13 protein-coding genes are annotated in these 12,821 nt (G+C 71.7%); 7 read left to right on the top strand and 6 right to left on the bottom strand.

Annotated elements, in window-relative coordinates:
• Window positions 1–26 precede the first annotated feature (26 nt).
• The 3 genes from ACF3NH_RS08635 to ACF3NH_RS08645 all read right to left on the bottom strand — a co-directional run bounded on the left by ACF3NH_RS08635 (window position 27) and on the right by ACF3NH_RS08645 (window position 2,753).
• Window positions 27–491 (bottom strand): Lrp/AsnC family transcriptional regulator, encoded by a 465-nt coding sequence (locus ACF3NH_RS08635; protein ID WP_422922528.1) that lies wholly within the window; start codon window positions 489–491, stop codon window positions 27–29.
• 97 nt (window positions 492–588) lie between these two features.
• On the bottom strand, window positions 589–1,719 hold the full coding sequence (locus ACF3NH_RS08640; RefSeq protein WP_198365243.1) for a type III PLP-dependent enzyme: 1,131 nt from the start codon (window positions 1,717–1,719) through the stop codon (window positions 589–591).
• Between the two features lie 353 nt (window positions 1,720–2,072).
• A complete protein-coding gene (locus ACF3NH_RS08645; RefSeq protein WP_198365244.1) occupies window positions 2,073–2,753 on the bottom strand; it encodes a TetR/AcrR family transcriptional regulator in 681 nt (226 codons plus the stop codon).
• Window positions 2,754–2,886: 133 nt separating this feature from the next.
• Here ACF3NH_RS08645 and ACF3NH_RS08650 point away from each other — a divergent pair, with 133 nt between their 5' ends.
• Together ACF3NH_RS08650 and ACF3NH_RS08655 are read left to right on the top strand one after the other, a co-directional pair.
• Window positions 2,887–4,050, top strand: a complete 1,164-nt coding sequence (locus ACF3NH_RS08650; protein WP_422922529.1) for an HlyD family efflux transporter periplasmic adaptor subunit — start codon at window positions 2,887–2,889, stop codon at window positions 4,048–4,050.
• A gap of 7 nt (window positions 4,051–4,057) precedes the next feature.
• The gene (locus tag ACF3NH_RS08655) at window positions 4,058–5,626 is read left to right on the top strand and encodes a DHA2 family efflux MFS transporter permease subunit (protein ID WP_370591932.1); all 1,569 of its coding nucleotides are present in this window, start codon (window positions 4,058–4,060) and stop codon (window positions 5,624–5,626) included.
• A gap of 28 nt (window positions 5,627–5,654) precedes the next feature.
• Here ACF3NH_RS08655 and ACF3NH_RS08660 read toward each other — a convergent pair whose 3' ends face one another.
• From ACF3NH_RS08660 to ACF3NH_RS08670, 3 genes are all read right to left on the bottom strand, one after another.
• A complete protein-coding gene (locus tag ACF3NH_RS08660) occupies window positions 5,655–6,449 on the bottom strand; it encodes a thiazole synthase (protein ID WP_422922530.1) in 795 nt (264 codons plus the stop codon).
• 4 nt (window positions 6,450–6,453) lie between these two features.
• On the bottom strand, window positions 6,454–6,666 hold the full coding sequence (gene thiS / locus ACF3NH_RS08665) for a sulfur carrier protein ThiS (protein WP_198365247.1): 213 nt from the start codon (window positions 6,664–6,666) through the stop codon (window positions 6,454–6,456).
• A gap of 88 nt (window positions 6,667–6,754) precedes the next feature.
• Window positions 6,755–7,534: a hypothetical protein gene (locus ACF3NH_RS08670; RefSeq protein ID WP_422922531.1), complete on the bottom strand. Its 780-nt coding sequence runs from the start codon at window positions 7,532–7,534 to the stop codon at window positions 6,755–6,757.
• Window positions 7,535–7,769: 235 nt separating this feature from the next.
• Between ACF3NH_RS08670 and ACF3NH_RS08675 the strand changes: the two genes are divergently transcribed.
• The 5 genes from ACF3NH_RS08675 (at window position 7,770) to accC (ending at window position 12,673) form a co-directional block, all read left to right on the top strand.
• Entirely contained in the window at window positions 7,770–9,758 is a 1,989-nt protein-coding gene (locus ACF3NH_RS08675; protein WP_422922532.1) for a BCCT family transporter, read from the top strand.
• Window positions 9,759–9,858: 100 nt separating this feature from the next.
• Window positions 9,859–10,191 (top strand): four-helix bundle copper-binding protein, encoded by a 333-nt coding sequence (locus ACF3NH_RS08680; RefSeq protein WP_198365249.1) that lies wholly within the window; start codon window positions 9,859–9,861, stop codon window positions 10,189–10,191.
• Between the two features lie 136 nt (window positions 10,192–10,327).
• Complete coding sequence (gene aroQ / locus ACF3NH_RS08685) at window positions 10,328–10,783, top strand: type II 3-dehydroquinate dehydratase (RefSeq protein WP_198365250.1); 456 nt, start codon at window positions 10,328–10,330, stop codon at window positions 10,781–10,783.
• A 61-nt stretch (window positions 10,784–10,844) separates the two neighbouring features.
• A complete protein-coding gene (accB, locus tag ACF3NH_RS08690) occupies window positions 10,845–11,324 on the top strand; it encodes an acetyl-CoA carboxylase biotin carboxyl carrier protein (RefSeq protein ID WP_422922533.1) in 480 nt (159 codons plus the stop codon).
• A gap of 5 nt (window positions 11,325–11,329) precedes the next feature.
• Window positions 11,330–12,673 (top strand): acetyl-CoA carboxylase biotin carboxylase subunit, encoded by a 1,344-nt coding sequence (accC, locus tag ACF3NH_RS08695; RefSeq protein WP_422922534.1) that lies wholly within the window; start codon window positions 11,330–11,332, stop codon window positions 12,671–12,673.
• Window positions 12,674–12,821 lie beyond the last annotated feature (148 nt).

Consider the following 12,821-nt stretch of genomic DNA (forward strand, 5'->3'; position numbering starts at 1 on the left):
ATCGCCCCGGATTGATTGCCCTGGGCCTACTCCTCCGTCGCCTCGGCCACGGGCAGGATGGCGGTTTCCTTGGCGGAGGTGATGGCCAGGATGGTCTCGGTCCGCTCCACCCCCGGCTGGCCGCGCACCTGCTCGGCGACGAAGCGTTCCAGCGTGGCGAGATCGGGCAGGCGCAGCTTCAGGAGGAAGGTCCAGGCGCCGGTGACATGATGGCATTCCAGCACCGGCTCGGCCGCCCGCATGGCGATGCGGAAGGCATTCTCCTCCCGCCCCGGCCGCAGCGAGACGAAGACGAAGGCGAGGAGGGGGCAGCCGATGGCGCCGGGGTCGAGATCGGCGCGCCAGCCGCGGATGGTGCCGCGTTCCTCCAGCCGCTTGACCCGCTCGGCCGTGGCCGAGACCGAGAGGCCGGCGACCTTGGCCAGCTCGGCGAGCCCCGCCGCGCCATTGTCCTGCAGGGCGACGAGAATGTTCCGGTCGATGGCATCCATGGCGCGACTTTATCCGGCGCTTCACGATCGTGAAACGTGAAAATGGCGCATGGATGCGGGATAAGGCGGGAAGGGGATGGCCCTTCCCGCCCGGCCGTCAGATGTAGTGCTCGGCCAGCGGCTTGAAGCCGTTGAAGCCCTGGCTGGCATAGGTGGTGACATAGGCGCCGGTCGAGAGCAGCTCGATCCGGTCGCCGCAGTCGAGCGCCAGCGGCAGGCGGTAGTTGGACTTCTCGTACAGCGTGTCGGTGCTGTCGCAGGTCGGGCCGGCGATGGTCACGGGGCCTTCCGCGCCGCCGTCATGCGGGGTGCGGAAGGCGTACTTGATCGCCTCGCCCTCGGTCTCGGCCAGCCCGCCGAAGCGGCCGATGTCGAGATAGACCCAGCGCACCGGGTCGTCCTTCTCCTTGCGCGAGACCAGCACCACCTCGGTCGAGACGACGCCGGCATCGCCGACGATGAAGCGGCCCGGCTCGATCAGGATCTCCGGCAGGGCATTGCCGAAATGCTCGACCATGGCGCCCATGATGGCGGCGCCGAAATCGTCGATCTCCGGCACCTCCTGGCGATAGCGCACCGGATAGCCGCCGCCGAGATTGGCCATCCGCAGCCGGATGCCGGCGTCCTTCAGGTCGGTGAAGAGCAGGGCGACGCGGGCGATGGCCGCCTCATAGGCGGCGGTGCGGGTCTGCTGGCTGCCGACGTGGAAGGAGATGCCATAGGGATCGAGGCCGAGGTCGCGGGCCAGGATCATCAGCTCGCGCGCCATCTCGACCTCGCAGCCGAACTTCTTCGACAGCGGCCATTCGGCGCCGAGATTGCCCACCAGGATGCGGCAATAGACCCGCGCGCCGGGGGCGGAGCGGGCGAGCTTGCGCAGCTCCGGCTCCGAATCGAAGGCGAACATGCGCACGCCATGGGCATAGGCGGCCTTGATCGCGCTTTCCTTCTTCACGGTGTTGCCGAAGGAGATCGCCTCGGGCCGGGCGCCGGCGGCCAGGCAGGCCTCGACCTCCTCCAGCGAGGCGGCGTCGAAGCAGGAGTCGAGCCCGACCAGGCGGTCCAGGATCGGAGCCGCCGGATTGGCCTTCACGGCGTAGTAGATGCGGGCGAGCGGCATGGCCGCGCGCAGCCGGCCGTAATTCTCGGCGACGCGATCGACGTCGACGACGAGGCACGGCGTCGCCGGAGCGGCGTCACGCAGGAAGCGGGAGACCTTCGGGGTCATCGCACACCCTCCATCCAATAGGGAGGACCGCCCCTGTTCGGAGGCACGGCCCCAAGTTGACGAAACGGTCGAACGAACCAGCGACCAAGAGAGGCCGGCTGAGGCTCGCGCCTTTCGCCGGGGTTGCCAGAACGCTTGACGTCGTTGCGTAAACCTTTGGCCGATCAGGGTCGGCCGGGGGCCAGAGGCACGTGCGTACTGCGTCTGCGGCGCCATATAGAGATCCCGCCGGCGGACGCAAAGGGTTTTCCGGGGGCGTGGCCGGGTTTTTTCCGCATATCTCCCCCGCAAGGCCGGAAACTCCCCGGAAAGCGGGCTTGGCGGCGGGAAGCCTGCAGCGCCGCGATCCCGCTTCAGGCGAATCCGTCCGTTTCCGCCCTGGCCGTCCCCCTGCCCCCCTCGTCGCCATGCAGCCGGACGATGGCCCGCGCCGCCTGGCGGGCCAGCAGCGCCACCTCCTCCTCCCCGGCCGGACCGGACAGGCCGAGCGTCGCGCGCAGGAACAGGTCCCCCCGCAGCAGCGACAGGAACTGCTCGGCGGCGAGGGCGGGAGAGGCGGCGGCGTGCAGCTGGCCGCGCCGCTGCTCCTCGGCCAGCCAGCCGGCCAGCCAGAGGCACATGCCGCGCGGCCCCTCGGCGTAGAAGCTGCGCGCCAGCTCGGGGAAGCGCGGCGCCTCGGCGATGACCATGCGGTGCAGGGCGCGAACCCGCGGCTGCAGCAGGAAGCGCAGCCATTGCGTGCCCAGCTCGGTCAGCGCCTCCTCCAGCCCCAGCTCGTGGCTGGAGAACAGGACCTCCAGCACGCCGCGCATCCGGGCGCAGTTGCCGGCGACGATCTCGGCGAAGAGGGCGTCCTTCCCGGCGAAATGGGCGTAGAGCGTGGCCTTCGAGACCTGCGCGGCGCGGGCGATGCCGTCCATCGAGACGGCGCCGAAGCCTTCGGCGAGGAACAGCCCGGCCGCGGCCTCCAGGATGGCGCGGCGCTTGGGGGAGATGTCGGTCGCGGCGGCGCTGGCGGGCAGGGTGTCGGACATGACACCGGAGTAAGGCCGCGTCTGGCCCGGATCAACATTAAACTGAACGGTCCAGTTCAGTCTTGACTCGCGGCCGCCCTGCCGTCACCTGCGGGGAAAGCCGAACTGAACCGTTCAGTTCCGAGGTGCCCCGATGAACGCTCCCGTCTCTCCCGCCGCTGCGGTCGAGGCCAGCCGGCTGACGCAGCCGGCCCCGCCGCCGCGCCGCCGCCGGCGCTGGCTGCTCCGCCTGCTGCCGGTCGTGCTGCTGCTCGCCCTGGGGCTGGGCGGAAGCTGGTACTGGACGGTGGGGCGTTTCCTGGCCCAGACCGATGACGCCTATGTGCAGGGCGACATCAGCGTGCTGAGCGCGCGCCTCGAGGCCGATGTCCTGGCCATTCCCGTCGGCGACAACCAGCCGGTCCGTGCGGGAGAGCTGCTGATGCGCCTCGACGACCGCGACGCGCGGCTGCAGGTCCGGCAGGCGGAGGCCAGCCTGGACGAGGCGGTGGCGGCGGAGGCCACGGCGCGCGAGACCCTGGAGCAGCTGCGCGCCCAGATCGGCGCCGCCCGCGCGCAGGTGGCGCAGGCGGAGGCCGAGCAGGTGCGCGCCGCCGCCGATGCCGGCCGCACCCGCGCGCTGGTCGGCGGCGGCTGGTCCTCGCGCCAGTCGAACGACCAGGCGGTGGCCGACCAGCGCAAGGCGGAGGCGGGACGCCAGGCGGCCGAGGCGGAGCTGGCGGTGCGGCAGCGCGCGCTCGCCGTGCAGCAGGCGCAGCTGGACCAGGCCGCGGCGCGGCGCGAGCAGGCCGCCGCGGCCCTCGACCTGGCGCACCGCAACGCCTCCTATGCCGAGATCCGCGCGCCCTTCGACGGCATCGCCGGCAACCGCGCGGCGCAGCTCGGCCAGCTGGTCCGCCCCGGGCAGCGGCTGCTGGCGGTCGCGCCGCCGCCGGAGCGGCTCTATGTGGTCGCCAACTTCAAGGAGACGCAGCTGGCCGGCATGCGGCCGGGGCAGCCGGTGGAGATCGCCGTCGATGCCATTCCGGGCGTCGTCTTCCATGGCCGGGTGGACAGCTTCGCCCCCGGCACCGGCAGCCAGTTCAGCCTGCTGCCGCCGGAGAACGCCACCGGCAACTTCACCAAGATCGTGCAGCGCGTGCCGGTGAAGCTGGTGCTGGAGCCGGGGCAGGACCCGGCGGCGCTCGCCCTGCTGCGCCCCGGCCTCTCGGTGGTGGCCGAGGTCGATACCCGCGCCGATCCGGGCGCGCCGCGCGGGGTGCTGGCCGCCGCCGCCGGCACGCTCGGCCTGCGCTGAGGGCACCGTGAGCGCCAGCCTCGCCGCCGGGGGCGCGCCCGCCGCGGCCGGCCTGCCCCTGAAGGCCCGCATCGGCTTCATGGCGATGGTCTTCGGCATGTTCATGGCGATCCTGGACATCCAGATCGTCGCCGCCTCGATCTCGGAGATCCAGGCCGGCCTCGCCGCCAGCCCGGACGAGGCGAGCTGGGTGCAGACCAGCTACCTGATCGCCGAGATCGTCATGATCCCGCTCTCGGGCTTCCTCTCGCGCCTGCTCTCCACCCGGGTGCTGTTCACCGCCTCGGCCACCGGCTTCACCGTCTTCTCGCTCGCCTGCGCGCTGTCCTCCAGCCTGGGCACCATGGTGGTGTTCCGCGCCGCCCAGGGCTTCATCGGTGGCGCCATGATCCCGACGGTCTTCGCCGCCAGCTTCATGCTCTTCCCGCCCAGCCGGCGCGCCTCGGCGACCGTGCTGATCGGCCTGACCGCGACGCTGGCGCCGACCATCGGCCCGACCCTCGGCGGCTGGCTCACCCAGAGCTTCTCCTGGCACTGGCTGTTCCTGATCAACGTGCCGGTCGGCCTAGCCATCGCGCTCACGGTCTGGAACACGGTGGACATCGACCGCCCGGACCCCGCACTGCTGGCGAGGTTCGACTGGTGGGGGCTGCTCGCCATGGCCGCCTTCCTCGGCAGCCTGGAATACGTCATGGAGGAGGGGCCGCGCTGGGACTGGCTGCAGGACGGCACGGTGCGGGTCTTCGCCCTGGTCTGCCTGGGCGGCGGCGCCGCCTTCTTCTGGCGGGCGCTGACCCGGGCAGAGCCGATCGTCGACCTGCGCGCCTTCCGCAACCGCAACTTCGCCATCGGCTGCCTGTTCAGCTTCATCCTGGGCACCGGCCTCTATGGCTCGGTCTACCTGATCCCGCTCTTCCTGGGGCGGGTGCGCGGCTACAACTCCATGCAGATCGGCGAGGTGATGTTCATCACCGGCCTCTGCATGTTCTGCGTGGCGCCGGTCGTGGGCCGGCTGCTGGCGCGCTTCGACCCGCGGCCGATCCTGGCCGTCGGGCTGCTGCTCTTCTTCATCGCCATGTGGGAGACGGCGCGGCTGACCACCGAGAGCGCCTTCGCCGAGATGGCCTTCCCCCTCGGCCTGCGCGGCGTCGCCATGATGATGTGCATGGCGCCGATCAACCAGATCGCGCTCGGCACCATGGCGCCGGCGCAGCTCAAGGGAGCGGCGGGGCTCTACAACCTGATGCGCAACCTGGGCGGCGCGGTCGGCCTCGCGGTCATCAACACCCTCGTCACCGACCGCTCCTACCTGCACCGGCTGCATCTGACGGAGGCGCTGAACTGGGCGCGGGAGGGGGTGGGGGAATACCAGTCCACCCTGAGCGGCGCGCTGGAGGGCGGGCTGGGCGGCGCGGCCGATCTGGCGGCGCTGGCCCGGATCAAGGGCATGGTGACGCAGCAGGCGCTGGTGCTGGCCTACAACGACGTGCTGATGGTGATGGCCGGCAGCTTCCTGCTCGCCCTGCCGCTGGTGCTGCTGCTGCGCCGCCCGCGGGCGGGCGGCGGCGGGCACTGAGGCCGGACGCCGCGCACCGCCGCCAGCCCTACCGGATCAGCCCGGAGAGCGGGCTGGAGGCATCGGCCGCATAGTTGCGCGGCATGCGGCCCGCCAGATGGGCGTCGCGCCCGGCCTCGACGGCCGCCTTCATGGCGCGGGCCATGCGCACCGGGTCCTTCGCATGGGCGATGGCCGAGTTCAGCAGCACCGCGTCGCAGCCCAGCTCCATCGCCGCCGCCGCCTCGCTCGCGGTGCCGATGCCGGCATCGACCAGCACCGGCACCCGGGCCTGCTGGATGATGGAATGCAGCATGAAGGGGTTGGTCAGGCCGAGGCCCGAGCCGATCGGCGCGCCGAGCGGCATGACGGCGACGCAGCCCATCTCCTCCAGCCGCTTCGCCGCCAGCGGGTCGTCGGCGCAGTAGACCATGACCTCGAAGCCGTCCTTGATCAGCGCCGCGGCGGCCTCGAAGGTGGCCGGCATGTCGGGGTAGAGGAAGGGCGGCGGGCCCAGCACCTCGAGCTTCACCAGGTTCCAGCCTCCCGCCTCGCGCGCCAGGCGCAGCGTGCGGACCGCGTCCTGCGCGGTGTGGCAGCCGGCGGTGTTGGGCAGGTAGGTGTAGCGCTCGGGGCTGACGAAATCCTGCAGCATCGGCGCGTTGCGGTCCGACAGGTTCACCCGCCGCACCGCGACCGTGACCATCTCGGCGCCGCTGGCCTCGATGGCGGCGGCGGTCTCCTCCAGCGACTTGTAGCGCCCGGTGCCGACCACCAGGCGCGAGCGGAAGCGGCGGCCCGCGACCTCCCAGGCCTCGTCGTCGCGACTCGTATGACCGTCCATGGCTTCAGCCCCCGCCAATGAAATGCACGATTTCGAGCGTATCCCCGGCCGTCAGCGCGGTGGCGGCATAGGCCGAGCGCGGCACGATCTCCAGATTGCGCTCCACAGCCACTTTCCGGGTGTCGAGGCTGAGCGTCGCCAGCAGATCCGCGACGGTGGCCTGCTGCTGGATGAGCCGGGGCTCTCCGTTGATGGTGATCTGGATGCTGTCCGCCATGGCCTGGAATGTGGCGCGGGGCGCGTCCCGCTGAAAGGGGGGGTGGACATCCGGCCTGCCCCGCGCGCGGCGGGCCGGGGGCGGGGGGTCAGCCGGCCGGCTGCGGCGCGGCGTCGGAGGCGGCCTCGCCACCCGCCGGGGCCGCCGGCATGGGGGCCGGGGCGGCGGGAGCGGGGGGGACGGCCGGGGGGAGGATGGCTCCCGCGGGAAGATCCGTGGGAAGACCCGTGGCGGATGCGCCCGGTGCCGCCGGCGCGGCCGCGGGCGCCTCGGCGGGCGGGGGCGGTCCGACGGCCGGGGGCGGGTTGAGCGGCGTGGCCTGCACCCGGGCCGGGTCCACGATCTCGTGCGGCTTCGGCGCCGGGGCGGGGGGCGTCTCGTTGGGCACGGTGTAGTCGGCGACGATGCGCGCCTGCTGCCCGGCGATGACCAGCACGCGCTGCCCGATGGCGAGGGGCGTCTCGTCCCGCTGCACCACCGAGACCATCTCGCCATTGGGCTTGCGGACGATGTACTCGTAGCCCGGCGAGGAGCCGACCGCCTTCTCCACGCCGGTGCCGATCAGCCCGCCGATCAGCCCGCCGCCGATGCCGGCGAAGGCCGAGGTGATGTCGCCACCGCCCGCCCGCGTGCCGGCCACGCCGCCCGCCGCGGCGCCCGTCACCGCGCCGGTGGTCCCATCGGCCGAGATCTCGACCGGCCGCCGCCCGGCCACCACCCCGGCCTCGACCTTGTTGGCCTGCTGCACCGCGCGGCTGGCATAGGTGTCGGGCGAGTAGCTGGGGCTGCAGGCGGCCAGCGCCAGGGCCAGCAGCCCGACTCCGGCGGCGCGGTTCACGCCGGCCCGGATCGCGGCGGGACGGATCATCGCGGCGTCCTTCCTTCATCGGTCATCGCGGGCGCAACCTAGGCAGGCGACGCGGCGGTGTCATCCCGCGCCGGGGCTCGTGCCGGATGCGGAACATCTCCCGGCCTCCTCCCCGGGCCTCCGCGCCGGATCGGGGCGGCGAACCGGAGCGGGGCTTTTCTTGGGGAACTCTTGACCCGCGCCGGCCTTGTTGCCTGCACTGGGAATATCCGCCGCGCGCAGACAGGAGGCCGCCATGACCGATCCCGCCCTCCCTTCCTCCGGCCCCGCCCGGCCCGCCGCGCCGCCGCCGAGCCGGGTGGTGCTGGTCGTCTCCGCCGGCCTGGCCCTGCTCTTCGTCCTGTTCGGGGCGCTGGCGCCGGAGGCGGCGGGCCGGACCTTCACCGCCCTGCAGGGCTGGATCACGCGCGAGCTCGGCTGGTTCTACCTGATGGCGGTGGCCGGCTTCCTGATCTTCGTCATCGGCCTCGCCATCAGCGGCCATGGCCGGGTGCGTCTCGGCCCCAACCATTCGGAGCCGGCCTACAGCTACCCTGGCTGGTTCGCCATGCTGTTCAGCGCCGGGATGGGGATCGGACTGGTCTTCTTCGGCGTGGCCGAGCCGGTGACGCACTTCATCCTGCCACCCGAGGCGCCGCCGGCCAGCATCGCCGCGGCGCGCGAGGCGCTGCGCATCAGCTATTTCCACTGGGGCCTGCACGCCTGGGCGATCTATGCCGTGATCGGGCTCAGCCTGGCCTATTTCAGCTACCGCCACGGCCTGCCGCTGACCATCCGCTCGGCGCTCTATCCGCTGGTGGGCGAGCGTATCCACGGTCCGATCGGCCATGCGGTGGACATCTTCGCCGTGCTCGGGACCATGTTCGGCGTCGCCACCTCGCTCGGCCTCGGCGTGCTGCAGGTCAATGCCGGCCTCAACCATGTGCTGGGAGTGCCAAGCAACTTCACCGTGCAGATCGTGCTGATCGCCATCATCACGGCGCTGGCCACGCTCTCCGTCGCCTCCGGCCTCGACCGTGGCATCCGCCTGCTCTCCAACTTCAACATGGCGACCGCCGGCCTGCTGATGGTCTTCGTCTTCGTGGTCGGACCGACCACCTTCCTGCTGCAGACCTTCGTGCAGAACCTCGGCGGCTATATCGACAGCTTTGCCGAGCGCACCTTCAACATGTATGCCTATGACCCGAAGGAGTGGCTGGGCAGCTGGACCCTGTTCTACTGGGGCTGGTGGATCGCCTGGTCGCCCTTCGTCGGCATGTTCATCGCCCGCATCTCGCGCGGGCGCACCATCCGCGAATTCGTCATGGGCGTGCTGCTGGTTCCGGCCGGCTTCACCTTCGCCTGGATGACGGTGTTCGGCGACACGGCGATCTGGCTGCACCTGACCGGCGCCACCACCGCCGTCACCGAAACGGTGCAGCGCGACGTCAGCCTGGCGCTCTTCGCGCTGCTGGAGCAGTTCCCCCTGGCGCGGGTCGTCTCCTGGTTCGCCATGGCGCTGATCGTCACCTTCTTCATCACCTCGGCCGACAGCGCGGCGCTGGTCATGGGCACCATCGCCGATGGCGGCCGGGCCGACCCGCCACTCTGGCAGCGCGTCTTCTGGGCGGTCTCCTCCGGCGTGGTGGCCTCGGTGCTGCTGGCCTCGGGCGGGTTGCAGGCCCTGCAGACCGCCTCCATCGCCGGGGCGCTGCCCTTCACCGTGGTGATGATCCTGATGTGCTACGGCCTGCTGCGCGCCCTGCAACGCGAGGGGCTGCGGCAGGACGCGCTGGCGCAGAACCTGCCGCCGCGCCAGCCCGCCTCCTGGCAGCGGCAGCTGCATGGCATCCTGTCGCATCCGCGCCGCGAGGAGGTGACGGCCTTCCTGGAGCGCACCGCCGGGCCGGCACTGGAGGCGGTGGCGGCGGAGCTGCGGCGCCGCGGCCTCTCGGCCGAGGTACGGAAGCGGGAGGGCCGGCTGCGCCTCGTCTCGATGCCGGAGGCGCCGGAGGAGTTCCACTACGGCATCCGCCAGCGGGAATACACCATGCCCCGCTTCAGCTACTTCGAGGCGGCCCCCGAGAAGGAGAAGCGCGACCACTACTACCGCGCCGAGGTCTTCCTGGAGGATGGCAGCCAGGATTACGACGTCATGGGCTTCAGCGAGGAGGAGCTGATCCGCGACGTGCTGGCCCAGTACGACCGCCACTTCCAGTACCTGCACGCCATCCGCTCGGTCTGACGGCCCCCCCCGCCCGCCGGCAGCGATCGATCCCGGCGCGAGGCGCGGCGGCAACCCCGGGCCGCCCCGCCGGTTCCGTCCGCAGTGAGGGAGAACAGCGATGCGTCATCTGCCGGAGGAGATGCGGGCCTGCATCGAGGCCTGCCTGAAGTGCTATGCCACCTGCCTCTCCATGGCCTCGGGCCATTGCCTGGAAGTGGGCGGGAAGCATGCCGAGCCGGCGCATGTCCGGCTGATGCTGGCCTGCGCCGAACTCTGCCGCACCTCGGCCCACATGATGCTGCTCGGCACGCCGCAGCATCGGCGGACCTGCCGGGAATGCGCCGCGCTCTGCCGCGACTGCGCCGCCGATTGCGAGAGGCTGGGCGGGATGGAGGACTGCGTCGCCGCCTGCCGCGCCTGCGCGGAGCAATGCGAGGCGATGGCCGGCTGAACCGGGGGGCCCTGGCTTTCCAGACACTTGAAACCCTGGCGGTGGGGCGCGCCGCGGCCCGCGGGGGCGGCGGCGCTTGCGGTGTGGAAACCCCCCGTGCTACCGCGCCCGACCGGACCCGGACGGAACCCCGACAGTGAACCCGCCGCTGATCTTCATCCTGAATGGCCCCAACCTGAACCTGCTGGGCACGCGCCAGCCGGACATCTACGGGTCCGAGACGCTGGACGACGTCGAGGCGCTCTGCGCCGAGACCGCCGATTCCCTCGGCCTGGCGATCGACTTCCGTCAGAGCAATGTCGAGGGCGAGCTGATCTCCTGGGTGCAGGAGGCGCGCAGCCTGGCCGCCGGCATCATCATCAACCCGGCCGGCTATTCCCACACCTCGATCGCGCTGATGGACGCCCTGCTGGCCTCCGACCTGCCGGTGGTCGAGGTGCATCTGAGCAATATCCACCGCCGGGAATCCTTCCGGCATCTGTCCTATGTCTCGCGCGCGGCGCAGGGCGTGATCTGCGGGCTGGGGCCCCACGGCTATGCCCTGGCCCTGCGGGGCATCGCCGGCATCCTGGCCCAGTCGGACCAGGACTGACCGACCGGGCCGGACCGGCGCCCCCTGACCGGCGCGTAGCAAAGAGGTTGCCAAAGGCATCATGAGCGGCATTTCCTTCGGCCCGGACGCGATCCGCGCCCTGGCCCAGATCCTGCGGGAGACGGATCTCACCGAGATCGAGCTGGCGGACGGGGAAAGCCGCCTCCGCGTCACGCGCAACATCGCCATGGCCGCGGCACCGGCCGCCCCGGTGGCGGTGCCGGCCGTGGCCGCCGCCCCGGCGCCCGCGGCGGCGCCGGCCGCCACCGGGCCCGCCGCCGGGCCCGCCGCCGTCAGCGCCGCGACGCCCGGCGCCGTGACCTCGCCGATGGTCGGCGTCGCCTATCTGGCGCCGGAGCCGGGGGCGGCGCCCTTCATCTCCCCGGGCGCCCAGGTCGCGGCGGGGCAGACGCTGCTGCTGATCGAGGCGATGAAGACCTTCAACCAGATCAAGGCGCCGAAGGCCGGCACGGTCACGCGCATCCTGGTCGAGAGCGGCACGCCGGTCGAATACGGCGAACCGCTGGTGGTGATCGAGTAGGCCCCATGTTCAGGAAGGTGCTGATCGCCAATCGCGGCGAGATCGCGCTGCGCGTCCATCGCGCCTGCCAGGAGATGGGCATCCGCACCGTGGCGGTGCATTCCACCGCCGACGCCACCGCCATGCATGTGCGGTTGGCCGATGAGAGCGTCTGCATCGGCCCGCCCGCCGCGCGCGACAGCTATCTCAACGTCGCCGCCATCCTCTCCGCCGCCTCGATCACCGGGGCGGAGGCGATCCATCCGGGCTATGGCTTCCTCTCCGAGAATGCCGGCTTCGCCGAGATGGTGGAGGCGCACGGCTTCGCCTTCATCGGCCCCTCGCCGGACCACATCCGCATGATGGGCGACAAGATCGCCGCCAAGCAGGCGATGCGCTCGCTCGGCGTGCCGCTGGTGCCGGGATCGGATGGCGAGCTGGCCAGCCTGGAGGAGGCACGCGAGGTCGCCGAGCGGATCAGGTATCCGGTGCTGATCAAGGCGGCCGCCGGCGGCGGCGGGCGCGGCATGAAGGTCGCCCATTCGGCCGAGGAGCTGGAGGAGGCCTGGCGCGTCGCCCGCACCGAGGCCAAGGCCGCCTTCGGCAACGACGCGGTCTACATGGAGAAGTACCTCGACCGGCCGCGGCATATCGAGCTGCAGGTGCTGGCCGACGCGCATGGCCATGTGGTGCATTTCGGCGAGCGGGACTGCTCGCTGCAGCGCCGCCACCAGAAGCTCGTGGAGGAGGCCGGCTCCCCCGCCCTGACCGCCGCCGAGCGCGACGCGCTGGGCGCGCAGGTGACGGCCGGCCTGGCCAAGCTCGGCTACCGCAATGCCGGCACGCTGGAGTTCCTCTGGCAGGACGGGCAGTTCGCCTTCATCGAGATGAACACCCGGCTGCAGGTCGAGCATCCCGTCACCGAGATGGTCTGCGGCATCGACCTGGTGAAGGAGCAGCTGCGCGTCGCCGCCGGCGAGGCGCTGGGCTACGGCCAGTCCGAGATCGCCTTCAGCGGCCACGCCATCGAATGCCGCATCACCGCCGAGGACCCCGAGAGCTTCGCGCCCAGCCCGGGCCGGGTGAACACCTATCACGCGCCGGGCGGGCTCGGGGTGCGGGTCGATAGCGCGCTCTATTCCGGCTATTCCGTGCCGCCGCACTACGACAGCCTGGTGGCCAAGCTGGTGGTGCACGGCAAGACCCGCGCCGAGGCCATCGCCCGCATGCGCCGGGCGCTGGGGGAGATGGTGGTGGACGGCATCCGCACCACCCTGCCGCTGCACCAGCGCATCATGGCCGATCCGGAATTCCAGTCGGGCGACTACACCATCCACTGGCTCGAGCGTTTCGTCGGCCTGAAGACCTGAGCGCCGTTCCGGCCCGCCCCAGGACGGCCACAGGGTCGCCATCCTTTCGCGCTCCTGTCTCCCGCGCGCCTTTTCTGCGCGCGGCCGGGCAGCCGACAGGCCGTCCCGCCGTTTGCCTCTGCGGCCCTCCTTCTCCGCCGCCTGGCCG

Origin of the sequence: Pseudoroseomonas sp. WGS1072, from assembly GCF_049340465.1 — a bacterium.
Taxonomy (GTDB): Bacteria; Pseudomonadota; Alphaproteobacteria; order Acetobacterales; family Acetobacteraceae; genus Pseudoroseomonas.